Here is a 23579-nt window from a genome sequence, read left to right on the forward strand (position 1 = left end):
AAATGTGGTGCGGGTTAACGTTCATCCCACTCATCGGCCGCGGCCTGGCCTTCTTCGGTATCCAGCGGCGGTTCGAGCTGGAAGTCGCCTTCTTCCCATTCATACAGGGTATTTTCGTCTATCCACTCGGCGGTAATTTCCACCTCGTCGTAGTCCCCGTCGAAGATCGCCTGTGCCGCCGCACCGCTGCGCAGCGTCAGGCATTCCACCGCTTCACCCTCTTCTTCGAAGAACTCCGCCTGCCACATCGTGTCGCCATCCTGCATCACGTACTTTTGCAGATTGAACTGCTGCGGCACCGGCGGTTCGTCACCGCTGCCGCCTTCGGCGGTGTCGAGAAACTCTTCGCGTGCGGCCTCGATGGCTTCTTCCAGGGTTGCATACAGGCTCATGTTCGCCTCCGTTGACAATGAGAATAAAGCGTCCGGCGTGCTGCCGGCGCGGTGGGGAAAAACGTCAAAACTAATTGTTGTCTCACTGGCGCAGGATGCAAATTTTTTTGTTGTCCGCTCTGCGACGACGGTTGTCCGCAAAGCGGGAGAAGCAGGCGCGGAGACGGGAAATAATGACGGTATCGTTCACTCAGGCATCAGGAGAAGCCCATGTTAATCGACCCTTCAAGCAAATACCGACCGTTCCCGCCGGTTACGTTACCGGATCGCCAGTGGCCTGCGCGCACGCTGCGGCAGGCGCCGCGCTGGTGCTCCAGCGATCTGCGCGACGGCAACCAGGCGCTGGCGGAACCGATGGATAACGCGCGCAAGCGCGAATTCTATCAATTGTTGTTGCAGTGCGGTTTCAAAGAGATTGAGGTGGCTTTCCCTTCGGCGTCGCAAACGGATTTCGATTTTGTGCGCACGCTGATCGACGAGCAACTGATCCCGCACGACGTCACGATTCAGGTGCTGACGCAGTCGCGCGACGATCTGATCGATCGTACCTTCGAGGCGCTGCAGGGTGCGCCACGGGCTATCGTGCATCTGTACAACGCCACGGCGCCGATGTTTCGCGACATCGTGTTCCGCCAGGATAAGGCCGCTACCGTGGCGCTGGCGGTGAACGGCGCGCGGCGCATTCGCCGGCATTGTGAGGCTCAGCCCGATACCGCCTGGTGCTTCGAGTATTCGCCGGAAACCTTTTGTTTTACGGAATTAGAGTTCGCGCTGGAGATCTGCGAAGCGGTGGCGGAGGTGTGGCAACCGGGGCCGCAGCGGCCGATGATTATCAACCTGCCGGCGACGGTGGAAGTGAGTACGCCCAACGTGTATGCCGATCAGATTGAATGGTTCTGCCGCCATTTCAGCCGTCGCGCCGATGTGGCGATCAGCGTGCATCCGCATAACGATCGCGGTACCGGCGTGGCCTGCGCGGAGCTGGCGCTGTTGGCCGGCGCCGACCGGGTCGAAGGCTGCCTGTTCGGCAACGGAGAGCGTACCGGCAACGTCGATCTGGTTACGCTGGCGTTGAATCTTTATACCCAGGGCGTGGCGCCGGGCCTGGACTTCAGCCGCCTGAAACAGGTGGTGGAAGTGGTGGAACAGTGCAATCAGCTGCCGGTGCATCCTCGCCATCCTTATGCCGGCGAATTGGTGTTTACCGCCTTCTCCGGTTCGCATCAGGATGCGATCAAGAAAGGTTTCGCCGCGCAACGCCAGCGACAAGATGGCTGGTGGCAGGTGCCTTACCTGCCGCTCGATCCCGCCGATGTCGGCTGCAGCTATGAGGCGGTGATCCGGGTTAACAGCCAGTCCGGCAAAAGCGGCGCCGCCTGGCTGTTGGAGCAGAACCATGGGCTGGCGTTGCCGCGCGGTTTGCAGATTGATTTCAGCCAGGTGGTCCAGCGGGCGACCGACGGCAGCGGTAAGGAAATGAGCGTCGCGCAGCTGTGGCGCTTATTCCGCGACACTTACGGGCTGGTGGAGCAGCCGTGCTTGCAGCTGTTGAGCTACCAGACGGAAAGTCACGGGGTAGAGGCCTACAGTTTCAACGCGAGAGTCGCCTGGCAGGGGGAGACACTGCGGTTGCAGGGAGCCGGCAACGGCCTGCTTTCCAGCGCGGTGGATGCGCTGCGCCAACGCTTCGGCTTGCCGTTGGCGATCGAGGATTACCACGAGCACACGTTGGGGCATCAGAGCGACAGTCGAGCGGTGGCCTATATCCGCTGTGCGCTGCCGCACGGTGAGGCGAGCTACGGCGTTGGCATCGACGTCGACTCCGCCAGCGCTTCGCTGCAGGCGCTGTTCAACGTTGCCGGGTGCTATCTGGTGTCAACGTCGGCGCGGCCCGGCTGAAATAGTCGCTGGGCGCGACCCCCAGCACTCGGCGAAACATGGCGCTGAACGCGCTGGGGCTGTCATAGCCGAGATCCAGCGCCACTTCCAACACCGAGCGGCCGGTCGCCAGCGCGTTCAGCGCCGCCAGCAAACGGGCGCGTCGCACCCAATCGGCAAAATGCAGCCCGGTTTCTCGCTGGAAGCGCCGCGACAGGGTGCGTCCGCTGACGCTGAGCTGAGCGGCCGCCTGTTCCAGCGTCCAGGGCTGCGCCAGCGTAGTCTGAATATGGCGGCACAGGGCAAGCAGTGAGGCCTCACGCGGTTCGGGCAAGTGCAGCGGCAGGCTCGGCAGCATTCGCAACTCATCCAGGATCAGTTCCATCACGCGCTCATCGCGCCCGCCGCTGGGATAGCCGGGCGCAATCTCCATCGCGCTGATAATCAGCTCGCGCAGCAGCGGCGACACCTGCACCACCTGGCACTGAGCCGGCAGATCGGCGCGCGCCAGCGGATCGACAAACAGCGTCCTGGCCGCCACCTGGCCGGTGATGCGCAGGCTGTGCACCACTTTCGCCGGTACCCAGACGCCGCGGCCGGGTGGCACCACCCAACTGCCGAGCCGGGTGGTGACCTGCACCACGCCGCTCAGGCTGTGGATCAGCTGCGCGCAGTTATGGTAGTGCTCCGGCTCGCTGTCGCCGTGGCGATAATCCCTGGCTAACGGCCGGATGGGCTGATCGGGCGGCAGAACGTCGTGAAACAACAGCATTGTAAGCAGTCTCCGCACGGCAAAAGGGGAAATGACAGGATGCCATGCGGCGCTGTTTCACACCAGTCTGTGGCGTGGTACGGCAAAATAGTTTATAAAATGATATTATATAATTTTATATATTGATGGAGGGGCAATGGATATTGACGCGATGCGCAAGGCGGCGGCGCAGGCCGGCGCGATGCTGCGCACTCTGGGCAACGAAGATCGGCTGCTGCTGCTGTGCCGGCTCAGTCAGGGCGAGATGGCGGTGAGCGAGCTGGCGCAGGCGCTGGATATCCGCCAGCCGACGCTGTCCCAGCAGCTTGGCGTACTGCGGGAGGAAGGGTTGGTGTCCACCCGGCGCGCCGGCAAGCAGATTTACTATGCGGTGGCCGATGCTAAAGCGTTGGCGCTGCTCCACACCCTGTATCAACTTTATTGCCCGCAACCGGAGAACCGCGATGACCATTGACTGGCCACACTTCACGCCTTATTCCGCGCTGGCGGGAGGGGCTATTATCGGCGGCGCGGTGGCGCTGCTGCTGCTGTTCAACGGCCGGATCGCTGGCATCAGCGGCATTACCGGCGGTGTCTTGAGTGCCGCTGGCTGGGAGCGGGGCTGGCGCGCCGCATTTATTGGCGGGTTGCTGCTCTCGCCTTGGCTGTATGCTGCCGCTGCGACTTTGCCGTCCGGTGAGATCGCGATCGGCAACGGCGGGCTGGCGGCCGCAGGGCTGTTGGTGGGATTGGGCACTCGATTGGGCAGCGGTTGCACCAGCGGGCACGGCGTGTGCGGCGTCGCACGGTTGGCGCCGCGTTCGCTGGCCGCCACGGCGGTGTTTATGCTGCTGGGCTTTATGACCGTGTGGTTGATGCGCTACCTGGCGGGAGGTTGAGAATGCTTAAAACGCTGTTGGCGCTGCTGAGCGGCATCATTTTCGGTCTGGGGCTGATCGTCGCCGGCATGGCCAATCCGGCCAAAGTGTTGGCGTTTCTCGACGTTACCGGCGTGTGGGATCCCTCGCTGGCGTTGGTGATGGCGGGTGCGATCGCGGTGGCGGCGCCGGCCTTCCTGTGGGCGAGGCGACGCGAGCGTAGCCTGTTGGGGGAAACGCTGCAGATCCCGGCCGCCGGGCGTCTGGATCGTCGTTTGCTGGCGGGCAGCGCACTGTTCGGCATCGGGTGGGGTATCGCGGGTATTTGCCCCGGTCCAGCCTGGGTGTTGGCCGGGGCGGAGATAAGCCGGGTATGGCCGTTCCTGCTGGCGATGCTGGCGGGTATGGCGCTGTATGACGTTATCATGAGGAGGAGGAGTACGTGTCGATAGCCAAAGCGGTGTTGCGCATCGCGCGCCCGACCGATCGGTTGCAAGAGATTGCTACGCTGTATTGCCGCGGGCTGGGTTTCGAAAAGCTGGGTGAGTTTGTCGATCATCAGGGGTTTGACGGCATGATGATTGGGCATCCGCAGCATGCCTACCATCTGGAGTTCACGCAGCATCGTGGGGTGCGGGTCGGGCAGGCGCCGACGCAGGATCATCTGCTGGTATTTTATCTGCCGGATGAGAACGAATGGCGGGCTGCGTGTGAGCGGATGCAGGCGGCAGGGTTTTTATCGGTCGCCGCCTATAATCCCTATTGGGATCGGGCGGGGCAAACCTTTGAAGATCCTGATGGCTATCGGGTGGTATTGCAACATCAGGCTTGGCAGGCATAAAAAAACCGGCGCATCGAGCGCCGGTTTGCGAGATAAAACGGGGTATCCGTCAGACGTTGGTCGCCGGTTTTTGCGCGCTCTTGGACTGGGTATTTTCCAGCATGCGGCGAATCGGCACGATCAGCACAATAAGCACGGCGGCGCAGATCAGCAGCGCGATGGAGCAGCGAGCGAACAGATTCGGCAGCATATCCAGTTGGTCGGCCTTGACGTGACCGCCGATCAGACCGGCCGCCAGGTTGCCCAACGCGCTGGCGCAGAACCACAGCCCCATCATCTGACCGCGCATTCTCTCCGGCGCCAGCAGCGTCATAGTGGCCAGCCCGATCGGGCTCAGGCACAGCTCACCCAGCGTCAGCATCAGGATACTGCCTACCAGCCACATCGGCGATACGCCGGCGCCGCCGTTGCTCAGCACATTCTGCGCGGCCAACATCATCAGGCCAAAACCACCGGCGGCGCACAGGATGCCGATCACGAACTTGGTGATGCTGCTCGGACGCACGTTATTGCGCGCCAGCGCAGGCCAGGCCCAGCTGAAGACCGGTGCCAGCAGGATGATGAACAGGGCGTTGATCGACTGGAACCACACCGCCGGGATCTCGAAGTCGCCGATCATGCGATTGGTGTAATCGTTGGCGAACAGGTTAAACGAGGTCGGTTTCTGTTCAAACGCTGACCAGAAGAACGCGGCGGAGATCAGCAGGATGAAGCACACCAGCAGGCGTGCGCGCTCTTTGCGGCTCAGGCCGGCAAAGGCGAACAGATAGATGAAGTACAGGGTGACCGAGGCGGCGATGACGTACACTAGCACGCTGGCCACCTCGACCGGGTTGATGACGATGGTGCCCTGAGCGATCAGCACGATGGCCGCCACCAGGATGGCCGCCAACGCCAGCAACCAGGCACCGACGCCTTTTTTCTTCGCGACCGGGCTGTTCCAGGTGGAGTCCAGACCCACTTCGCGATCATAGCGTTTCATTGCCGGGACGGCGAACACCCGGAAGATCACCAGCGCCACCAGCATCCCGATACCGCCGATGCCGAAGCCCCAATGCCAGCCGTGTGACTTGATCAGCCAGCCGGAGATCAGCGGGGCGATGAACGAACCGATGTTGATGCCCATGTAGAACAGCGAGAAACCGCCGTCGCGACGTGCATCGCCTTTCTTGTACAGCGTGCCGACCATCACCGAGATACAGGTCTTGAACAGGCCTGAACCGAGCACGATGAACATCAGACCGATGAAGAACAGGTTGGTGCCCATCACTGCGGACAGGGCGATCGACAGGTGGCCGAGCGCGATCAGGATCGAACCGTACCAGACGGCCTTGCGTTGGCCGAGCCAGTTATCTGCCAGCCAGCCGCCCGGCAGCGCCGCCAGGTACATGCTGCCGGCGAAGATGCCGACGATCGCCGACGCGTTCTCACGCGCCAGGCCCAGGCCGCCGTCGTACACGGTGGCAGCCATAAACAGGATCAGCAGCGGACGGATGCCGTAGAACGAGAAGCGCTCCCACATTTCGGTGAAGAACAAAGAACCCAGTGGATAGGGATGGCCGAAGAAGGTCCGGCTTTCTGACTTATTGACAGAGGATTGCATAACGATTTCCCAATAAAAGGCGCTGCAAGGCTGCAGCCCGTACTGTGGTATGTATGTGTATTTAATGAAGGCGATCCGCCCAATGCGGATTACCCGACAAACACCGCGGCTGCAACGCTGATAAACCGTGGAAAGCGTGCTGACCTTTTCTTCACTTGGCCGATGCTTCACATCTGGCGTGATATTATTTAACCATTTGATAACTGGTCGTTGGTTTTGTCTAGTACCTGTATCCCATTTTTTAGACGAAAAGTCGACAAGCATCTCCTTTTCTGGTTTTTCTGTTGGTTATGACAGGAATATGATTGACAGCGGGTTTTATGCGCTGAAAGTTAATTAATTGTTGATAAACAAGATGTTGAGATAAGAATTTTCTGAGCGGGGCGAAAGTTCACAGGCCTGAAGGAAGCATTATTAAAAGTAGGGGAAACGCGCCGTTGATCTGACCAACGGCGGAAAGTGGCGATAAATGCAGCTATGACTCTTCCTGCAGCGTGTCTTCCCGCCTATAGCCCGGCCGTCGCCGCAGACACCACCAGGAATAACCGGCGTTGAACAGCACCACCAGCGCGGTGACCGCGAAGACCGCGCGAAAACCGTAGCCGGCGGAGATTGCGGCGCCGAGCAGCGGGCCGCTGACGTTGCCAACATCGCGGAACGACTGGTTGTAGCTGAAAATACGGCCGGCCACCTGATTGGTGCAGTTGTAAATCAACAACGTCTGTACCGCCGGCAGCAACGCGCCGTCGGCCGCCCCCAGCAGAAAACGCAGTACCCCGAGCTGCCACGGCGTCTGCACGAACGCCATCGGGATCAGTAACAGCACCGAGACGATCAGCATAAAGACCAGAATGCGTTCCGGGCCAATGCGATCGCCCAGCTTGCCCAGCCGCGGGGCGCTCATCAATGCCGCGACGCCGGGCACTGAGGCGATAAGCCCGCTGATAAACGCCAGATTGTGGGTGGCGCCGGCCAGATCGCGCACATACAGCGTCAGGATCGGCGCAATCGAGCCGGTGGCGATCTGGATGATCATGGTGGTGACAAACAGGCTGAGCACCAGTTTCGGGTTCTTCAGCGAGGCGAACACCTGTTTTGCGTGCAACATGTCGCGTTTTTGCACCGGGGTAAATTGTTCTTTGACATACAGCAGCGTCAGTACGAAGCAGACGAATAACACTGCGGCGGTGATATAAAACACCGGGCGCAGGCCGTACAGATCGGCTAACAAACCGCCGATCAATGGGCCTATCAGCGCACCGCCGACGCCGCCGGTAGACAGGGTGCCGAGCGCCCAGCCGCTGCGGTTGCGCGGCACCTGGGTGGCGATCAGCGCGTTGGCGTTGGGAATGAACCCGCCGAGCAGCCCCAGCACCGCACGCAGCGCGAGAAACTGCCAGACCGTTTGCGCCATGCCCATCAGCGCCATGACGATCGCCATACCGAGCGCTGAACGCAGCAGCATCAGTTTGCGGCCGCGTCGGTCTGCCAGGGCGCCCCAGAACGGCGCGGCGATAGCGGAAAACAGGAAGGTGATGCTGAACAGCAGACCGGACCACATGTTGAGCGCCTGATGGCCGGTAACGCCCAGCGTCTCTACGTACAGCGGCAGAAACGGCATCACCAGGCTGAAGGCGGCGCCGGTGAGAAAACATCCCAGCCAGGCGACGAAAAGGTTGCGTTTCCAGTTAACGGGTTCTGCTGCCGAAGCCATAAATGTCCACTGCCGAAAGGTGACGCGTTTTGCCAGCGGCAAGATGAAGGGGCAAAACGTGAAAGTTAGCCTGGTAAGTATGCGCCGCAAGCGCGGCGACGGCAAACGAGGGGACAAAGATTGGGCGAAAAATGAAATAAAGTTTTAAAAATGACGTTTAAACCTTATTCCGCGCTTAGCGCGCGGAATTTACAGCGTTTTATAGTCCGGTCAGCGCCTCGAAACCGGCGGCGGTGGTGGTGGCGCTAAAGTCGGTGACCTCGTAGTGGGCCACGGCGTTGAAGGGATCTTCGGCCAGGATGGCGTCCAACCGAGCACGGTCAATGCCCTTGGCCAGGATCACGCCGCCGGTTCGGGGATTCTTACGGCCGGAGGCGATGAAGGTACCGTCCTGAAAATATTTTTTAAGCCAGGCGATGTGGCCTTCAAGGTGGCTGTCTACGTCGGCGATTGGGCGATGGTAGGTCAGGCTGACAATGTACATAACGGCTCCAGGGTGGGCGGCAAAGGCTTTACCATCCCACCCTCGCCGTCGATTCTCAAGAGGCGCGCAATAAAAAACCCGCCGGTGGCGGGTTGGTTTGATCAGTAGAGCGAAGGCTCGCCTTCCGGGCGGGTCTTGAAGCGGCGATGCAGCCACATGTATTGGTCCGGCGCCATCAGGATCTCTTTCTCCACCACTTTGTTCATAAAGGCGGCGGCCTCGAGTTCGTTATCCAGCGGGAAGTTTTCCACCGCCGGTTGCATAATCAGCTCATACCCTTTGCCGTCCGGCAGGCGGCGCGGGGTGAACGGAACGATCGCCGGTTTACCCATCCGCACCAGCACGTAGCTGCCGGTGGTGGTGGCGGCTTTGTCCACCGCGAACAGCGGCACGAAAACGCTGCTGCGCGGGCCGTAGTCGTGATCCGGCGCATACCAGATGATATCACCCTGTTTCAGGGCGCGGATCATGCCTTTGATGTCTTTGCGGTCCAGCATCGATTTGTTGGAACGCATGCGGCCCCAGGTTTGCAGCCAGTCCATCAGCTTGTTGTCGTGCGGGCGGTAAACGCCGATGCCCGGGTTGTGAATGCCGAAGATGCGCGCGCCCAGCTCCAGCGTCAAAAAGTGCAGGCCAATCAGCAACACGCCCTGCTGGTTGTCGCGCGCTTGTTGGATGTGCTCCAGGCCACTGACCTTGAACCAGCGCTCGATGCGCCAGTTGGGCCAGAACCACGCCATGCCGGTTTCAAACAGCCCCATGCCGACCGATTCGAAATTCTTTACCACCAGCGCATCGCGTTCGGCCTGCGGCATGTCGGGAAAACAGAGCTCGAGGTTGCGTTGGGCGATAGCGACGCGTCGCTTGAGAAAGCGCATGGAAAATCGCCCAATCGAGGTGCCGAGCCAGTAGATGACGGGGTAAGGCAGCAACACCAGCAGGTACAGCAAGCCGATGCCGACCCAGGTCAGCCAATAGCGCGGATGCAATAAGGAACGATTGAAAGTAGGAACTTGAGTCATGGGTTCTCTGTTTGAATACGGTTGTTTAAGTGTAATGACAGAGTCATCGCATGGTCTGGCAGCCGGGTGAGCTCGGCGGCAAGGTTCGTTTCTGCCGTTTGTTTGCGACTATTGTGGCATTTTTCTGGCGATCCGGGAAAACACAACGCATTAAAATCCCTCTTTGGGCGTTAAATATGCATCGAATGCCGAATTTTTCCACAATCTTTCCTGCCAAAGATAATGGCGATATTATTACTGGTAATTATTCAGAGGGTAAATATTTTGGCACCATGGATCAGTGCGGGGCTGCTGGTTTTGGGCGCGACGGTCGGCAGCGTTGGCGCGCATCTGCAGGTGAACGCGATATTGGCGCTCGCCGGCGTGATGATGGCGCTCGGCATAGTGGCTTCTGCGTTTACCGAAGGCGACGGACACTGAACGGGGCGCTGGCGCCAGGGCTGCGCGGCGGCGGTTTTTCGGGTATGATATGCGCCGCGCGCGGGCCGGCAGGCGGCGCGCGATAATCAGTCACCTCCCGAAAGACAGGAAAGTACACCATGCCAGTGTTACATAACCGAATTTCTAATGAGGAACTGAAGGCGCGCATGCTGGCGGAAACCGAGCCGCGCACCACAGTTTCTTTTTACAAATACTTCTCCATCGACGATCCCAAAGCGTTTCGCGACAGCCTGTACGTTCAGTTCGAAAAACTGAAGGTGTTCGGCCGCATCTACGTGGCGAAAGAGGGCATCAACGCGCAGATCAGCGTGCCGCAGCATCACTTCGACGCGTTCAAAGCCGCGCTGTTCGCCTCGCACCCGGCGCTGGATCAGGTACGCCTGAATATTGCGCTCGAAGACGATGGCAAATCCTTCTGGGTACTACGCCTCAAGGTGCGTGAGCGCATCGTGGCCGACGGCATCGATGACGAGAGCTTCGACCCAAGCAACGTCGGCGAGTATCTGCAGGCCGATCGCGTCAATCAGATGATAGACGATCCGAATACGGTATTCGTCGATATGCGCAACCACTATGAGTACGAAGTCGGCCATTTCGAAAACGCCATTGAGGTGCCGTCGGATACTTTCCGCGATCAGCTGCCGATGGCGGTGGAGATGCTGCAGGACAGTAAAGACAAGAATATTGTCATGTATTGCACCGGCGGCATTCGCTGTGAAAAAGCCAGCGCCTATATGCTGCACAAAGGCTTTAAAAACATCTACCACGTGGAAGGCGGGATTATCGAGTACACCCGCAAAGCGAAAGAACAGGGGTTGCCGCTGAAGTTTATCGGCAAAAACTTCGTGTTCGATGAGCGTATGGGTGAGCGCATCTCCGACGATGTGATCGCCAACTGCCACCAGTGTGGAGCGCCGTGCGACACCCATACCAACTGCAAGAACGACGGTTGCCATCTGCTGTTCATTCAGTGCCCGAGCTGCGCCGCCAAATTTGAAGGGTGCTGTAGCGAGATTTGCCGCGAAGAGCTGAAGCTGCCGCGCGAAGAGCAACGCGCGCGCCGTGCCGGCCGTGAAAACGGCGTCAAGATCTTCAATAAGTCAAAAGGCTTGTTGCAGACTACGATGCACATTCCGGCACCGGAAGAAGAAGGCCCAGCCCGCTGAGCCTGAGGAAATGAGAAGCCCGGCCGCCAAACCGGGCTTTTTTTTATTTCTCGCGTACGCCTTCTACGGAGATGATCAGCTCAACGTCTTGCGACGCCGGGCCCAGATCGGTGGTAATGCCGAAATCTTTCAGCTTGATCTTGCCGTTGGCCTCAAAGCCGGCGCGGTAGCCGCCCCACGGATCGTTGCCCTGGCCAATCAGTTTGGCGTCCAGCGTAACGGGCTTGGTCACGCCGTTCAGCGTCAGGTTGCCGACCACCGCATAACCGTCGCCGCTTTTCTTCACTTCGGTGGATTCAAACTTGGCTTGCTTGTTCTTCTCCACGTTGAGGAACTCGGCGCTGCGCAGGTGCTTGTCGCGCTCGGCGTGGTTGGTGTCGACGCTGGCGGTATTGATGGTCACGTTGACCTTGTCCTTGGACGGATCTTTCTCGTCGAAGGTGAAGCCGCCGTCGAAGTCTTTAAAGCTGCCATACAGCCAGCTGTAGCCCAGGTGCTGGATGCGGAACTCGATAAAGGCGTGCTGGCCCTGTTTGTCGATCTTGTAGTCCGCCGCCAGTGCGGAACCGGCGCTCAGCAGCAGGGCGCCTGCGGTCAGGCCCAATACGGTCTTTTTCAACATAGCAATCTCCATAAATCCAAAGGTTAATCGGCGCTGCTACCCAGCATCCGTTTCAAAGTGACATCACGATCGATAAAGTGATGTTTAAGCGCGGCCAGCCCGTGCAGTACCGAAAGCACTACCACGGCCCAGGCCAGGTAAAGGTGTATGGCGCCGGCGGTGTCGGCCTGTTCCGCCATGCCGGTGACGGTGGCGGGCACGTCGAACCAGCCGAATACGCTGATCGGTTGGCCGTCGGCGGTTGAGATCAGATAGCCGCTGATCAGAATGCCGAACAGCACGGCATACAGCGCCAGATGCGCGAGAATAGCGCTGACGCGAGTGAGGCGACCATAGCTGGCCAGCGGCTTGGGTGGCGGCGAGACAAAGCGCCAGATCACGCGGATCACCATCACGATGAACAGCAGCGTGCCAATGCTTTTGTGGATCTCCGGCGCCTGATGGTACCAGACGTCGTAATAGCCCAGCGTAACCATCCACAGACCGAGTGCGAACATGCCGTACACCGTCAGCGCCACCAGCCAGTGGATTAACACTGACACATGGCCGAAACGATCGGCGGTATTTTTCCAGAGCATCCTGTTTCCTTCGATTACCGATTGGCTGGCTGCAATAATTAAACTTTAGGAAACATAAAATCAATAATAAATTTAACTATGTTACTTCTTAGAAATATTAGTCAGTGAATTTGTTTGAGATGTTCGGGCTTCATCAGATAAATCGTTGAAGATGATATTATTTCCCTCATGGGGCGGTTGTGCTAGTTGTTGAAAATTAGGCTTATTATCTATTAATGTCAGCTTTTGTCATTTTACGTAAATCGTCCATGAGTTGCTCGGTGGAATTATTTGTTGGCAAACGTTATGCCTATTTCTTGCGGCAAAGAGCAGGGCGGAAAGATTAATTTTTTCGAACGGTTAGGCGAAATCCTCTGCGGCGTGACGGTGGACTTTGCTACCATTAGCGCCAAGAGTCGGCTCTTGGTGGCCGGTTAACCCAGTGAAATAACAAGGAAACGTCATGGGCCGAACCCGTGTGACCGACAGTAGCCTGCGTCTGGCCGTCCTGCTGGCGATGTTGGTGATCATTTTGGCCGGGGTGAAAGCCGCCGCCGACATCGTGGTGCCGTTTTTGCTGGCGGTGTTCCTCGCCATGGTGCTGAACCCGCTGGTGGCGATGCTGGAACGCCGACGAGTGCCGCGTATCGTCGGGGTGACGCTGCTGGTGACGGCGGTGATCGTGGTCGTGATGCTGTTTATCGGCATGCTGGGTGCTTCGCTGAACGAGTTCGCCCGCTCGCTGCCCCAGTACCGCGGCATGATGATCGAGAAGCTGCGCGAGCTGCAGCATTACGCCGATCGCTTCAATATCAGTCTCTCCAGCGAAGCGATGCTGCAGTATGTCGATCCCAGCGCGGCGATGAATCTGGTCACCCGCATGCTGGGGCACCTGTCTGGCGCCATGACCAACGTCTTCCTGCTGCTGATGACCGTGGTGTTTATGCTGTTCGAAGTGCAACTGCTGCCGTATAAGCTGCAGCAGGCGCTGGATAAGCCGAACGAGGGGCTCGCCGCGGTGCGGCGGGCGCTGGACGGCGTGACACGTTATCTGGTGATTAAAACCATCATCAGCCTGGCCACTGGGGTGATCGTCTGGATCTTCCTGGCGGCGGTCGGCGTGCGTTTTGCCTTTATCTGGGGGCTGCTGGCGTTTCTGCTTAACTACATTCCCAACATTGGCTCGGTATTGGCCGCCATTCCGCCGCTGATTCAGGCGCTGTTGTTCAACGGATTGGGTGATGCGCTGGTGGTGGCGGGTGGCTTTATCGCTGTCAACATGGTGATCGGCAATATCCTCGAGCCGCGCGTGATGGGGCGCGGGCTGGGGCTGTCGACGCTGGTGGTGTTCCTGTCGCTGATCTTCTGGGGCTGGCTGCTCGGCCCGGTGGGCATGCTGCTGTCGGTGCCGCTGACGATCGTGGCGCGCATCGCGCTGGAGACCACCGAAGACGGCTATCGGCTGGCGGTTATCCTGGGGGACGGTCGCCCGCCGCGCCAGCCTCCGGCGGCGCCGGAGTGAGGAATATTTTGCCATTCACGCCGGGCTGGGCGGCGTGGTGCAGCGCCGCTGCGTAGTGAGGCAAAGGATAAATCGCGGCGGGTGGGCGCAGCGCCAGCTGGCCGCGTCGCAACAGCTGGAATAACTGATAAAACGCCGTCTGCCATTGCGCCGGTGCCGCCTGTGCGTTCCATTTGCGCAAGTGGAACAGCGAAGCCCGCAGCTTTAACTCGTCCACCACGCGCCGCCAGTCTACCTGGCGGCCGCTAAGCAGGCCCAGCGCCACAAAATCGCCGCCGGTGCGGACCGCCCGCGCCAACTGCAATCCGTCTTCGCCGCCGATGCAGTCGATGGCCGCACGGGCGCCAAAATTCGTCATTTCCACCAGCTGCGACGCTTCGATAACGCGCCAGGCGCCGGCGGCCAGTAACGCCTGGCGATGAGCGGTGTTGCGCACCACGACCGCCAGACGAATGCCGCGCAGCGCCGTCATCTGCGCCAACAGCAGGCTAACGGCGGAACCGCCGCCGTTGAGCAGCAGTAAGTCGCCGGCGTTGAGCGGCAGCCATTGCGTCAACAGCACCCAGCAGGTGAGCGGGTTGATATAGATTTGCGCTGCGCAGGCGTCGTCGATGTCGTCCGGCACCCAGATCACCCGATCTTCAGGCAGCGTGACGAACGTTTGCCAACTGCCGTTACCCGCTACCGCCAGCGCGCGGCGGCCCGTTGAATGCCCATTCTGCGGGTTGACGACGACGCCCACGCCTTCATATCCCGGCACCTGAGGAAGGGCGATGCGGTGCGCGTATTGGCCGTGGATCGGGATCAGATCGGAAGGGTTGATCGGGGCATAGCGCATCTGCAATAACCGCTGTCCGGGGCGCAGCAGCGGTCTGCTCATCTGCTGCAATTCCAGCACCTGGGCGGGATCGCCGAAGCGGTTGAAGCTCAATCGGGGAAATAACGGCGGCATGGATTACATGACGAAGAAGAAATAGACATCCAACGCCAGCAGCACTAGCCACAGACACAGGTACAGCACCAGGTGCTCACGCACGTTGTTGACGATAGCCGCCAGTATTCGGTTTAACATTTCAGCTGCCTGAAGAAAGGGACCTTTGATTATAGTCCTTTTCTCGGCGTCTTTTACAGCGCGCCGCGCGTGAGTGCGGGAAGAGAGGCGATAAAAAAGCCTGCGTTATCGCAGGCTTGAGGTTACACGGCCAGCAGCGCCAGCGGCGTCGAATTTGTTGGCGTGCTCGGCGGGTAGAAATAGCGCAGCACGTTATACAGCGAGTAGAACTCCAGCCGGTTGCGCGCGTTGATCTTCTCCGTGATGTGACGCTTGTGCACGTACACCGTATGCGAGCTGATTTGCAGCTTTTTCGCGATGCGGTAGTTGGGCATCTCCGCCATCCAATATTTCATCACCGTCAGTTCCTGCGGACTGAACAAGGAACGCTCTTCGCCGTCATCGGCCAGCGCCAGCGGATTTTCGCGCAGCGTGCGTAAAGTGAGTGGCAGAATGCTTTTATTGAACAGAAAGGCGTTATCGGCGATGCGCATTGGCGTTTCGCTGTAAGGGTAAGGCGTATCGAGATAGATAAACAGCAAGGCAGACTGGCTGGCTTCCATAAACGCCAGCAGCTGCGCGTCTGCTTCGTTATAACGGCACTGGTTGCTGAGGTTCACCAGAATGTGGCTCGGCTGAAAGCTGGCCAACAGCGGCGTAGCGTATTCAATGCTGTGGCAGCACTTGATCGTCGTAATCCCACTATCAGCAAAGTAGCTGGCTATACCGACCCGGGTGAAGCAGCATTCGTCCACGACAAGTAGTTTCATGGTGACGTCCTTGTTGAAAGCCGATGGAGCATATCTTCTGTAAAATAGGACTTACACTGCAAGTGTTCAATTCGGAAATTCAAATGCTGAATATAAGAAATTTCCGTTATCAGGATTTTTACTTGGTATTTAAAAGAGTTAGCAGGTTAATAAATTGTAACCGCTAAATTTTGCTGTCCAGGGCACGACGGCAACCTGGACAGAGAAATCCTTCGCTTAGCTAAATCGTTTCAGACCAAAGCTGGAGACGTCGACCGGCGGCGCTTTGTCCTGCGCGAACAGCGCGGCAATCTCACCCAACGCGCTGGCGAACTTGAAGCCGTGGCCGCTCAATCCGCTGATGACCATCAGGCGATCGCAATCCGGCAGGGTATCGATAATAAAGTCTTCGTCGGGGCTCATATCATAACTGCAGGCTTCGCCGTGTAAACATACGCCTACACCCGGTAAAAATTGCCGCAGGAAGGAGAAAACTTCCGTGCCGTCGCTGGCGTAGCTGCCGAAGGGTTTGCGCTGCTCGGGGGCATCCATCGGCTGGCCGCCGTCGTGCTTGCCTACTTTCAGGCCGTCGTTATCCGCCGGGAAACCGTAATAGTGCGTGCCGTCTTGCGCTTCGACGGTAAAGGCCGGGAAACGATTGTTCACGCTGTAGCGGCCATCTGCCTGATGCCAGGAGAAGACTTTGCGCAGTGGCGCGACGGGTAACTGCGGCAACAGCGCTTTGACCCAGGTACCGGCGGTGATCACCGCTTTTCGCGCCGTGAAACGCCCTTCGCCGGTGATGACCTCAACGCCGCCCTCGATAGGCTCCACCGCGCTGACCGGGCAGTTGAACAACTGGCTGCAGCCGGCTTCTTTTGCCAGCTTGATCAGAGTGGCTATCGCCAGTTCGGCACGCAGGAAGCCGGCGTCGGGCTCGAACACGCCGACATAACCTTCCGGGGCCCGGAATTCCGGCCAGCGTTGAGCGATCTGTTCGGCGCTGAGGGTTTGCGCGTTCAGGCGGAATGTTTGCGCGCTCTGCTGCGCATTGCGAATGAAGTCGGAGTGCTGCGGCCCCAAATTGAGGACGCCGCACGACTGGAACAGTTCCTCGCCGGATTGTTGAATCAGCGCATTCCACAACGCCTGGGCGCGCAGCACCAGCGGCACGTACTTTTCACCTTCGCCGTAAGCGTGACGGATGATGCGGGTATCGCCGTGATGGCTGCCGTTGCGGTGCGGGGGAATGGCGCTGTCGATCATCAGCACTTTCAAGCCGGCCCGCGTGGCGTAATAGCCTGCCGCTGCGCCGACGGAACCGCTGCCCACCACAATCAAATCATATTCCACGTACCCACCCTCTCTGATAGCGATTTCTTATCGCCCCATGATAAAAGGTTGGCGGGCGCAATGCACTGATTGAACGATGAAAGGCAAAGAAAAAGGCGCCGGGAATGGTCACGGCGCCTTAGAGGTTAGGAGACGATAAATCAATGTTTTCTGCGATCAAGATCCTGGTAATCCGTAGCTTCAATCTTGGCGATGCCGGCTTCTAAGATATTGATTAATTGACGGGCGACATCTGTAGTCAGCCAAAGCGTTCGGTCTACTTGGGCTTCTTCGGGCGTTTGGTCTAGTGAAGACAGGTAATGAAGGCGTATCATCATGGCGTCGTAAACGTCGACAGTACTGATATCCCAACCGACAAGCGGGTGCGTCTGAATTACTTCATCATTTCTGTCCATAAAGACCCCTTATTGAGTAGTAACTACCGTGAGTGACTAACGAGGATCAATGCGGCTCATCATCATGAGAGCAATTACAGTATACGCATCCGCTTTCATCGGTGGAGGGGGTTGTCACCGAAATTTGCAAAATAAATATTTATTTGAACAATTATTCTACAAATTTGCAGGTGCAGCAGTGGACGAGTCAAGCGCAGCGCGTTATTCCGCGTCGGCAGGTGGCGATGCACCATGCAGACATTTTTCCAGCTCTTCGGCCAAATGGGCGAAATGCTTTTGCGTTTCGGCATCACGATTCTGGCTGTGCGATTCCAGCTTCAGGCTGTGGATCAGCCGTTGGTTGGCTTTGTCATCCAGGCTGAAGGCCAGATAAGAGAAAGCTACTTCCAGTACGTTCAAGCGCCTTTTCTGATCGGCAATCAGCGCCAGCAGTTCGCCAAACGTCATTGCGTCTTCGGATTTCACCTTGTCCGGGGCCATGCTTACTCCTTTGCGTTAAATACAGCGCTGAGGCAGATTTTGTTTCAGAGTAAGGGTAAGCGATGAATGGGCAGGGCGCCAGAAACAAAAAAGCCGGAGAGCGACCCCCGGCAAAAACAGCATTGCAGTGTTATTCTGCGCTAAACCATTCGTCCGCGCTTTCCCAGGTTTCCTGAAGGATTTCCTCGATCAGATCCCGATCGGTTTTGGCGCCCCCCAGCACGGAGAGCCCGTTGGCGCTGGCATAACGTACGTGAACGACGGCGTCTGGAAACTGGCGATTGACCCGTTTGCCCAGTTCACCGGTCAGCGCCTCAATGGCGCCCGACGGCAGCGGCCGGGTTTTATCTAGAGTGACTTCAACACGCATAATTGCCCCCGAAGCGATTTACTGTGTATTTATACAGTTAACCGGGTGCGAGGGCAAGAGGGCGATGCAAAAATATCAGTCTTTCAGCGACCAGTTCAGGGTTTCACCCGCCAGGAAGGGGATTACGGATTCATTGCCGAGGGTAATCTCTTCCGGTTGGGTGGTTGGCACGCGCTGCAGTTCGATGAAGTCTTCGTTGAGCGGCAGGCCATAGAAGCGTGGGCCGTTGAGCGAGCAGAAAGCCTCGAAGTGCTCCAGTGCGCCGAGCTGTTCGAAGACCGCTGCGTAAGCCGGGATGGCATTCGGCGCATTGAAGCAGCCGGCACAGCCGCAGCTGGACTCTTTGCGATGCTTGAGGTGCGGCGCGGAGTCGGTGCCGAGGAAGAAACGGTCCGAGCCGCTGGCAACCGCCTGACGTAGCGCTTCCTGATGGACGTTGCGCTTGAGGATCGGTAGGCAGAACAGGTGTGGGCGAATGCCGCCGACCAGCATGTGGTTGCGGTTGAACATCAGGTGTTGCGGCGTGATGGTGGCGCCGAGGAAACGGTTGCCTGCCTGCACGTACTGTGCCGCTTCTTTGGTGGTGATGTGCTCGAAGACGATTTTCAGTTCCGGGAAGTGACGGCGGATAGGCTCCATCACCTGTTCGATAAAGCGCGCCTCGCGGTCGAAAATATCCACGGCAGGATCGGTCACTTCGCCGTGGATAAGCAAAGGCATGCCGATTTTTTGCATTTGCTCGAACAGTGGGTAAATGCCGGTCACGTCGCTGACGCCGTGGCTGGAGTTGGTGGTGGCGTTGGCCGGATACAGCTTGGCGGCGGTAAACACCCCTTGCTCGAAACCGCTGACCAGTTCACTGGCCGCCAGAGAGTTGGTCAGGTAACAGGTCATCAGCGGAGTGAAGTTGTGACCCTGCGGCACCGCCGCCAGAATCCGATCGCGGTAGGCGCGTGCGGCGGCCACGGTCGTCACGGGCGGAACCAGGTTCGGCATCACGATCGCCCGGCCAAATACCTGGCTGGTATAGGGCACCACCGTTTTCAGCATCTCATCGTCACGCAGGTGGATATGCCAGTCGTCTGGGCGGCGGATTTTCAGAACTTGAGGTTGTGCGGTCATCTAGCTAGGCTCCGGCGGTCAAATACGTCTAATGAAAAGCGAATAATGGGTTTATTCACGCCGGGGTGTAAGGATAAGCGGAAAGTGCCGCAGATGCATCTGTTTGTTGGCGACAAGTTGAAATCAACGGCGCAGCAGGCGCATAGTGACAAGGATTTCAACGATGCCGACGCCAATACCGTCGACTTTCATCAAGTGGAAAGGGAGAAAACAATGGAAGTACGCGTTATCGCCACCCTGCAAGCGAAAGCGGGATTTGAGGCCGCAGTCAGTGAAGCGGTGCACGACATTCTCGAGCCGAGCCGCCAGGAGCTGGGCAACCTGCAATATGATTTGCATCGCGATCTGGAAAAGCCGGGCACCTTCGTGTTCTTTGAGCGTTGGGCCAGCAGCGAAGCGCTGGATAAGCATAATGAGACGGCGCATTTTCAGCAGTTCGTCAGTCGACTTGACGGCAAGTTGGATGTTCTGGACATCAAGAAACTGAAAAAGATCGCCTGAGCTTTTTACAGGCAAGAAAAAACCCGCCGATGGCGGGTTTTTTTAGGGTTGCAGATTAACTTATTCGTTAACCGGCTGCGGCTTTGTGGCAGGCGCGGTGGCCTGGCTCACTGCCGAGTGACCACCGGCTGAACCTTTGCCTTCAAAGTTGAAGGAAGGGCGCTGCCAGTTGCTGTGCTTGCGTTCTTCCGGCACGTAGGCTGGCGCAGGCGCTTTAGTCATCGGCGCAGTGGCAATGTGTTTGTACAGCGCGTTCTGCACGGCTTTCACCGGCGCCGGCTGCTGCGCAACTGCAGGTGCAGGTTCTGCGGCGATTGGCGCTGGGGCTTTTTCGACCGGAGCAACTTCCACGGAGGCTGCCGCAGGTGCGGCTTCTACCACTGGCGTTTCTTCCGCTGGCGTGGCTTCTACCACCGGTGCAACTTCGACCACAGGCTCGTCTTCCGTTGGCGCAGGTTCAACCACTGGCTCTACAGCTACGGTTTCAGCTACCGGCTCGGCTTCCACTGCAGGGACAGTCTCTTCCACTTTCGGCTGTTCAACTGCAACAGTTGCCGGGGCGGTTTCCACCGGCGTCGGGATTTCCTCGGCCGGAGTGGCTACAACCGGTGCTACGACTGCAGCTTCTTCCGTTACGGTAACGCTAGCAGTCTCAACGGCGGCTTCGGGTGCCGGTTCGTTGACGCTGGCCGTGGTCTGAGTGTCTTCCACGGTAACGCTGTGCTGTTCAACCGCTGCGGCGACAACCGGCGCCTGCTCTACGGCTTCGGTTTGCACTTCGGCTTCTTCAACCTGAGCGACCGGGTAGCTTACCCATACTTTGCCTGATGCCATTTCCGGCGAAGCGAACGCGCCCGCCAACGGCATTGGGGATTGCAGCGGGTAACGCTCATCGCGGTAACGACGGCGACGCTGGCCGCTGACGCGCAGGTGACGCGGTGAACGACGGGAACGACGCGGCATGCCTTCGCCGTTGCCGCGGCTTTCGCCCTGGGCATCGTCTTCCGGCTGTGCGGCAACGGTTTCCGGCAACAGCTTGACGCTGTCGTCGGCGGTCGGCTGCGCGTCTTCGGCTTTCGCTACCGGCGCTTTCGGCGCCAACAGCTCTTCCGCTGCACGCTGCAGCTCTTCTTCCGCAGACAGGATACGCACTTTCTGCGACAGAGGGCGGCGCTGACGGCGCTGCATGTTCTGCTGCTGGCGCTCTTCCTGCTCTTCGTCGGTACTCTCGACTGCGTCAACGCTTTCCAGCGCTTTCACTTCCTGCTGAGCCTGACGTTTCTCTTCCTGACGACGACGCTGGCGTTCAGCACGCTGCTCACGGCGTTGCTGCTGATCTTCGCGCGGCGCTTTAGCACCTTCTTCCGAAGCGGTTTCCTCCGCTACCGGCGCGTTCTGCTGCTGGTTGCGGCGGTTACGGCGCTGTTCATCGCGGGATTCACGCGATTCACGGCCTTCACGGTTCTCACGCGGTTCACGGTTATCGCGCTCGCGATTGTCACGGCCTTCACCGCGCTCTTTACGCTCGCTGCGTTCCGGGCGATCGCCACGGTCGCTACGCTCACCGCGCTCTTTACGGCCGGTGCCTTGACGGCGCTGACCGCGACGATCCTGACGACGGTTCTCACCGTTGCCTTCCGCCTTCGGCGTTTCGGCCGGTTTGGCTTCTTCGACGGCAGGTTGTTCTTCACCGGCGAACAAGTTCTTCAGACCACCGAACAGGCGGCCCAGGAAGCCCGGTTTAGCGGCGGCCGGCGCTGCGGCTTTAGTCTTGGCGGCTGCAGCGACAGGTTTGGCAACGGCGACGGGTTCTTCAGCCGGCGGCGGCACATCGGCGGACAGGGAGAAGGAAGCCAGGGCCGGTTGCTCCGGACGCTTGCGTTCCATCGGCGCATCTTCCAGCGGACGCTCCATGTCTTCTTCGTGCAGTTTCGGCAGCAGGTAGCTGAGGGTAGAGGTTTCCTCGCCCTTGCGCACGCGCAGCACCGAGTAGTGCGGGGTTTGCATTTCATCGTTCGGCACGATGACGGCTTTCACGCCACCCTGACGTTTTTCGATCGCGCTGACGGATTCGCGCTTTTCGTTCAGCAGGTACGAAGCGACCTGAACCGGCACGATAGCGTGAACTTCTTTGGTGTTTTCCTTCAGCGCTTCTTCTTCGATCAGGCGCAGGATGGACAGCGCCAGCGATTCGTTGTCTCGGATGGTACCGGTGCCGTTACAGCGTGGGCACACGTGGTGGCTGGACTCACCCAGCGACGGGCTGAGGCGCTGGCGTGACATTTCCAGCAGGCCGAAGCGGGAGATGCGGCCGATTTGGATGCGCGCGCGGTCTTGACGCACGGCGTCGCGCAAGCGGTTTTCCACTTCGCGCTGGTGGCGTACCGGCGTCATGTCGATGAAGTCGATGACGATCAGGCCGCCGAGGTCGCGCAGGCGCAGCTGGCGAGCGATCTCGTCCGCCGCTTCCAGGTTGGTGTTGAACGCCGTCTCTTCGATGTCGCCGCCGCGGGTTGCGCGTGCGGAGTTGATGTCGATGGCGGTCAGCGCTTCGGTGCTGTCGATGACGATCGAGCCGCCGGACGGCAGGCGCACTTCGCGCTGGAAGGCGGATTCGATCTGCGATTCGATCTGATAGTGGCTGAACAGAGGAATTTCACCGCTGTACAGTTTGATTTTGCTGCTGAAATCCGGGCGGCCCAGCGCAGCGATGTGCTCTTTGGCCAGATCGAGAATTTTCGGGTTGTCGATCAGGATTTCGCCGATGTCCGGGCGCAGATAATCGCGGAAGGCACGCACGATAACGTTGCTTTCCTGGTGGATCAGGAACGGTGCAGGGCGGCCTTCGGCGGCTTTTTTAATCGCTTCCCAGTGCTTCAGACGGAAGGAGAGATCCCACTGCAGCGCGTCGGCGGATTTGCCTACGCCCGCGGTGCGAACGATCAGGCCCATGCCGTCTGGCAGTTGCAGCGAAGAGAGCGCTTCTTTCAGCTCGGTACGATCGTCACCCTCGATGCGGCGAGAAATACCGCCGGCGCGCGGGTTGTTCGGCATCAGCACCAGATAGCTGCCCGCCAGGCTGATGAAGGTGGTCAAGGCGGCGCCTTTGTTGCCACGTTCTTCTTTGTCTACCTGAACGATGACTTCCTGGCCTTCGCGCAGCACATCTTTGATGTTCGGGCGGCCATGGGAAGAGTAATTGCTAGGGAAGTATTCGCGGGCGATTTCTTTAAGAGGGAGGAAACCATGTCGTTCTGCGCCGTAGTCCACGAACGCTGCTTCAAGACTTGGTTCAATGCGGGTGATTTTGCCTTTGTAAATATTCGCTTTTTTCTGCTCATGACCCGGACTTTCGATATCCAAATCATACAGCCGCTGTCCATCTACGAGGGCAACACGCAACTCTTCCTGCTGAGTTGCGTTAATCAACATTCTTTTCATCTTAACTTACTCGTTATTTTTACATTATCGACAAAGCTGCGGGCAAAATAACCTCATGGCCGGAGTTAAACCGAAAGCCCCGTGTCTTCTCGCAAAGCCGTCAACCTCACGGTTGTCGCCTGCATAGGGGCGCATTATCTCGGTAAGCCTGCTTTTCTTTGTGAAAGACAGCACTTTTACTAGGGGAATAGCCTCTGATTTACGTCGACAGATCTGATTCCATTTGCCGGCCAAGCTGCAACCCGC

Annotated in this window: 26 protein-coding genes; 9 read left to right on the top strand and 17 right to left on the bottom strand. The window is 58.7% G+C overall.

Features of this window, described 5'->3' with window-relative positions:
* Positions 1–14 precede the first annotated feature (14 nt).
* Complete coding sequence (locus tag WA302_RS05750; RefSeq protein WP_043141761.1) at positions 15–392, bottom strand: MysB family protein; 378 nt, start codon at positions 390–392, stop codon at positions 15–17.
* A 210-nt stretch (positions 393–602) separates the two neighbouring features.
* Between WA302_RS05750 and leuA the strand changes: the two genes are divergently transcribed.
* On the top strand, positions 603–2291 hold the full coding sequence (leuA, locus tag WA302_RS05755; protein ID WP_261456288.1) for a 2-isopropylmalate synthase: 1689 nt from the start codon (positions 603–605) through the stop codon (positions 2289–2291).
* Here leuA and WA302_RS05760 read toward each other — a convergent pair.
* Positions 2242–3042 carry an AraC family transcriptional regulator gene (locus WA302_RS05760; protein WP_261456289.1) on the bottom strand — a complete coding sequence of 267 codons (801 nt, stop codon included), beginning with the start codon at positions 3040–3042 and terminating at the stop codon, positions 2242–2244. The two genes, leuA and WA302_RS05760, sit on opposite strands and share 50 nt — an antisense overlap.
* Before the next feature lie 136 nt (positions 3043–3178).
* Between WA302_RS05760 and WA302_RS05765 the strand changes: the two genes are divergently transcribed.
* From WA302_RS05765 to WA302_RS05780, 4 genes are read left to right on the top strand one after another with little or no spacing between them, the layout of a single operon-like run.
* Positions 3179–3496 (top strand): ArsR/SmtB family transcription factor, encoded by a 318-nt coding sequence (locus WA302_RS05765; protein WP_033638023.1) that lies wholly within the window; start codon positions 3179–3181, stop codon positions 3494–3496.
* The gene (locus WA302_RS05770; RefSeq protein ID WP_049208439.1) at positions 3486–3920 is read left to right on the top strand and encodes a YeeE/YedE family protein; all 435 of its coding nucleotides are present in this window, start codon (positions 3486–3488) and stop codon (positions 3918–3920) included. Before WA302_RS05765 ends, WA302_RS05770 begins: the two co-directional genes overlap by 11 nt.
* 2 nt (positions 3921–3922) lie before the next feature.
* Entirely contained in the window at positions 3923–4351 is a 429-nt protein-coding gene (locus WA302_RS05775; RefSeq protein WP_043141748.1) for a YeeE/YedE family protein, read from the top strand.
* A complete protein-coding gene (locus WA302_RS05780) occupies positions 4342–4740 on the top strand; it encodes a VOC family protein (protein WP_025302393.1) in 399 nt (132 codons plus the stop codon). The genes WA302_RS05775 and WA302_RS05780 overlap by 10 nt, the downstream gene beginning before the upstream one ends.
* Before the next feature lie 49 nt (positions 4741–4789).
* On the opposite strand, the gene WA302_RS05785 is transcribed toward WA302_RS05780, so the two are convergent.
* The 4 genes from WA302_RS05785 to WA302_RS05800 all read right to left on the bottom strand — a co-directional run bounded on the left by WA302_RS05785 (position 4790) and on the right by WA302_RS05800 (position 9563).
* On the bottom strand, positions 4790–6343 hold the full coding sequence (locus WA302_RS05785; protein WP_043141745.1) for a peptide MFS transporter: 1554 nt from the start codon (positions 6341–6343) through the stop codon (positions 4790–4792).
* A gap of 475 nt (positions 6344–6818) precedes the next feature.
* Positions 6819–8057: a multidrug efflux MFS transporter MdtG gene (gene mdtG, locus WA302_RS05790; protein ID WP_197758956.1), complete on the bottom strand. Its 1239-nt coding sequence runs from the start codon at positions 8055–8057 to the stop codon at positions 6819–6821.
* Between the two features lie 199 nt (positions 8058–8256).
* Positions 8257–8541 carry a YciI family protein gene (locus tag WA302_RS05795; protein ID WP_261456290.1) on the bottom strand — a complete coding sequence of 95 codons (285 nt, stop codon included), beginning with the start codon at positions 8539–8541 and terminating at the stop codon, positions 8257–8259.
* A gap of 101 nt (positions 8542–8642) precedes the next feature.
* Positions 8643–9563, bottom strand: a complete 921-nt coding sequence (locus tag WA302_RS05800; protein WP_025302397.1) for a Kdo(2)-lipid IV(A) acyltransferase — start codon at positions 9561–9563, stop codon at positions 8643–8645.
* A gap of 264 nt (positions 9564–9827) precedes the next feature.
* On the opposite strand from WA302_RS05800, the gene WA302_RS05805 reads away from it, so the two are divergent.
* Entirely contained in the window at positions 9828–9983 is a 156-nt protein-coding gene (locus WA302_RS05805) for a histidine kinase (protein ID WP_225735595.1), read from the top strand.
* Between the two features lie 119 nt (positions 9984–10102).
* Complete coding sequence (gene trhO / locus WA302_RS05810; RefSeq protein ID WP_025302399.1) at positions 10103–11170, top strand: oxygen-dependent tRNA uridine(34) hydroxylase TrhO; 1068 nt, start codon at positions 10103–10105, stop codon at positions 11168–11170.
* Between the two features lie 43 nt (positions 11171–11213).
* Here the strand turns inward: trhO and WA302_RS05815 are convergent, their stop codons facing one another.
* Together WA302_RS05815 and WA302_RS05820 are read right to left on the bottom strand one after the other, a co-directional pair.
* Entirely contained in the window at positions 11214–11792 is a 579-nt protein-coding gene (locus WA302_RS05815; RefSeq protein WP_016928208.1) for a YceI family protein, read from the bottom strand.
* 23 nt (positions 11793–11815) lie between these two features.
* Positions 11816–12370, bottom strand: coding sequence for a cytochrome b (locus WA302_RS05820; RefSeq protein WP_004927830.1), 555 nt, complete (start codon positions 12368–12370; stop codon positions 11816–11818).
* Between the two features lie 442 nt (positions 12371–12812).
* Here WA302_RS05820 and WA302_RS05825 point away from each other — a divergent pair, with 442 nt between their 5' ends.
* Positions 12813–13871 (top strand): AI-2E family transporter, encoded by a 1059-nt coding sequence (locus WA302_RS05825; RefSeq protein WP_049205122.1) that lies wholly within the window; start codon positions 12813–12815, stop codon positions 13869–13871.
* Here the strand turns inward: WA302_RS05825 and WA302_RS05830 are convergent.
* From WA302_RS05830 to pyrC, 8 genes are all read right to left on the bottom strand, one after another.
* Positions 13819–14823 carry a zinc-dependent alcohol dehydrogenase family protein gene (locus tag WA302_RS05830; protein ID WP_025302401.1) on the bottom strand — a complete coding sequence of 335 codons (1005 nt, stop codon included), beginning with the start codon at positions 14821–14823 and terminating at the stop codon, positions 13819–13821. The genes WA302_RS05825 and WA302_RS05830 overlap by 53 nt on opposite strands.
* Before the next feature lie 3 nt (positions 14824–14826).
* Complete coding sequence (locus tag WA302_RS05835; RefSeq protein WP_004927822.1) at positions 14827–14943, bottom strand: DUF2770 family protein; 117 nt, start codon at positions 14941–14943, stop codon at positions 14827–14829.
* Positions 14944–15065: 122 nt separating this feature from the next.
* A complete protein-coding gene (locus WA302_RS05840) occupies positions 15066–15692 on the bottom strand; it encodes a LuxR C-terminal-related transcriptional regulator (RefSeq protein WP_025302402.1) in 627 nt (208 codons plus the stop codon).
* A gap of 216 nt (positions 15693–15908) precedes the next feature.
* Positions 15909–17024, bottom strand: coding sequence for an N-methyl-L-tryptophan oxidase (solA, locus tag WA302_RS05845; protein WP_261456291.1), 1116 nt, complete (start codon positions 17022–17024; stop codon positions 15909–15911).
* Between the two features lie 140 nt (positions 17025–17164).
* A complete protein-coding gene (bssS, locus tag WA302_RS05850) occupies positions 17165–17419 on the bottom strand; it encodes a biofilm formation regulator BssS (protein ID WP_004927812.1) in 255 nt (84 codons plus the stop codon).
* Between the two features lie 201 nt (positions 17420–17620).
* A complete protein-coding gene (locus WA302_RS05855; RefSeq protein WP_004927809.1) occupies positions 17621–17899 on the bottom strand; it encodes a hypothetical protein in 279 nt (92 codons plus the stop codon).
* A 130-nt stretch (positions 17900–18029) separates the two neighbouring features.
* A complete protein-coding gene (dinI, locus tag WA302_RS05860) occupies positions 18030–18269 on the bottom strand; it encodes a DNA damage-inducible protein I (protein ID WP_025302404.1) in 240 nt (79 codons plus the stop codon).
* A 75-nt stretch (positions 18270–18344) separates the two neighbouring features.
* On the bottom strand, positions 18345–19391 hold the full coding sequence (gene pyrC / locus WA302_RS05865; RefSeq protein WP_043141719.1) for a dihydroorotase: 1047 nt from the start codon (positions 19389–19391) through the stop codon (positions 18345–18347).
* A 213-nt stretch (positions 19392–19604) separates the two neighbouring features.
* Here pyrC and WA302_RS05870 point away from each other — a divergent pair, with 213 nt between their 5' ends.
* Complete coding sequence (locus WA302_RS05870; RefSeq protein WP_025302406.1) at positions 19605–19892, top strand: putative quinol monooxygenase; 288 nt, start codon at positions 19605–19607, stop codon at positions 19890–19892.
* Positions 19893–19952: 60 nt separating this feature from the next.
* Here the strand turns inward: WA302_RS05870 and rne are convergent, their stop codons facing one another.
* Positions 19953–23333, bottom strand: a complete 3381-nt coding sequence (rne, locus tag WA302_RS05875) for a ribonuclease E (RefSeq protein ID WP_336063323.1) — start codon at positions 23331–23333, stop codon at positions 19953–19955.
* Between the last annotated feature and the right edge of the window lie 246 nt (positions 23334–23579).

The sequence above is a fragment of the Serratia sp. 201 genome, from assembly GCF_037027545.1.
Lineage (GTDB): Bacteria > Pseudomonadota > Gammaproteobacteria > Enterobacterales > Enterobacteriaceae > Serratia > Serratia bockelmannii.

Coding starts and splice junctions, on each gene's coding strand:
- WA302_RS05750 (WP_043141761.1), bottom strand. CDS start 392: ATGAGCCTGTATGCAACCCTGGAAGAAGCCATCGAGGCCGCACGCGAA.
- leuA (WP_261456288.1), top strand. CDS start 603: ATGTTAATCGACCCTTCAAGCAAATACCGACCGTTCCCGCCGGTTACG.
- WA302_RS05760 (WP_261456289.1), bottom strand. CDS start 3,042: ATGCTGTTGTTTCACGACGTTCTGCCGCCCGATCAGCCCATCCGGCCG.
- WA302_RS05765 (WP_033638023.1), top strand. CDS start 3,179: ATGGATATTGACGCGATGCGCAAGGCGGCGGCGCAGGCCGGCGCGATG.
- WA302_RS05770 (WP_049208439.1), top strand. CDS start 3,486: ATGACCATTGACTGGCCACACTTCACGCCTTATTCCGCGCTGGCGGGA.
- WA302_RS05775 (WP_043141748.1), top strand. CDS start 3,923: ATGCTTAAAACGCTGTTGGCGCTGCTGAGCGGCATCATTTTCGGTCTG.
- WA302_RS05785 (WP_043141745.1), bottom strand. CDS start 6,343: ATGCAATCCTCTGTCAATAAGTCAGAAAGCCGGACCTTCTTCGGCCAT.
- mdtG (WP_197758956.1), bottom strand. CDS start 8,057: ATGGCTTCGGCAGCAGAACCCGTTAACTGGAAACGCAACCTTTTCGTC.
- WA302_RS05795 (WP_261456290.1), bottom strand. CDS start 8,541: ATGTACATTGTCAGCCTGACCTACCATCGCCCAATCGCCGACGTAGAC.
- WA302_RS05800 (WP_025302397.1), bottom strand. CDS start 9,563: ATGACTCAAGTTCCTACTTTCAATCGTTCCTTATTGCATCCGCGCTAT.
- trhO (WP_025302399.1), top strand. CDS start 10,103: ATGCCAGTGTTACATAACCGAATTTCTAATGAGGAACTGAAGGCGCGC.
- WA302_RS05815 (WP_016928208.1), bottom strand. CDS start 11,792: ATGTTGAAAAAGACCGTATTGGGCCTGACCGCAGGCGCCCTGCTGCTG.
- WA302_RS05820 (WP_004927830.1), bottom strand. CDS start 12,370: ATGCTCTGGAAAAATACCGCCGATCGTTTCGGCCATGTGTCAGTGTTA.
- WA302_RS05825 (WP_049205122.1), top strand. CDS start 12,813: ATGGGCCGAACCCGTGTGACCGACAGTAGCCTGCGTCTGGCCGTCCTG.
- WA302_RS05830 (WP_025302401.1), bottom strand. CDS start 14,823: ATGCCGCCGTTATTTCCCCGATTGAGCTTCAACCGCTTCGGCGATCCC.
- WA302_RS05835 (WP_004927822.1), bottom strand. CDS start 14,943: ATGTTAAACCGAATACTGGCGGCTATCGTCAACAACGTGCGTGAGCAC.
- WA302_RS05840 (WP_025302402.1), bottom strand. CDS start 15,692: ATGAAACTACTTGTCGTGGACGAATGCTGCTTCACCCGGGTCGGTATA.
- bssS (WP_004927812.1), bottom strand. CDS start 17,419: ATGGACAGAAATGATGAAGTAATTCAGACGCACCCGCTTGTCGGTTGG.
- WA302_RS05855 (WP_004927809.1), bottom strand. CDS start 17,899: ATGGCCCCGGACAAGGTGAAATCCGAAGACGCAATGACGTTTGGCGAA.
- dinI (WP_025302404.1), bottom strand. CDS start 18,269: ATGCGTGTTGAAGTCACTCTAGATAAAACCCGGCCGCTGCCGTCGGGC.
- pyrC (WP_043141719.1), bottom strand. CDS start 19,391: ATGACCGCACAACCTCAAGTTCTGAAAATCCGCCGCCCAGACGACTGG.
- WA302_RS05870 (WP_025302406.1), top strand. CDS start 19,605: ATGGAAGTACGCGTTATCGCCACCCTGCAAGCGAAAGCGGGATTTGAG.
- rne (WP_336063323.1), bottom strand. CDS start 23,333: ATGAAAAGAATGTTGATTAACGCAACTCAGCAGGAAGAGTTGCGTGTT.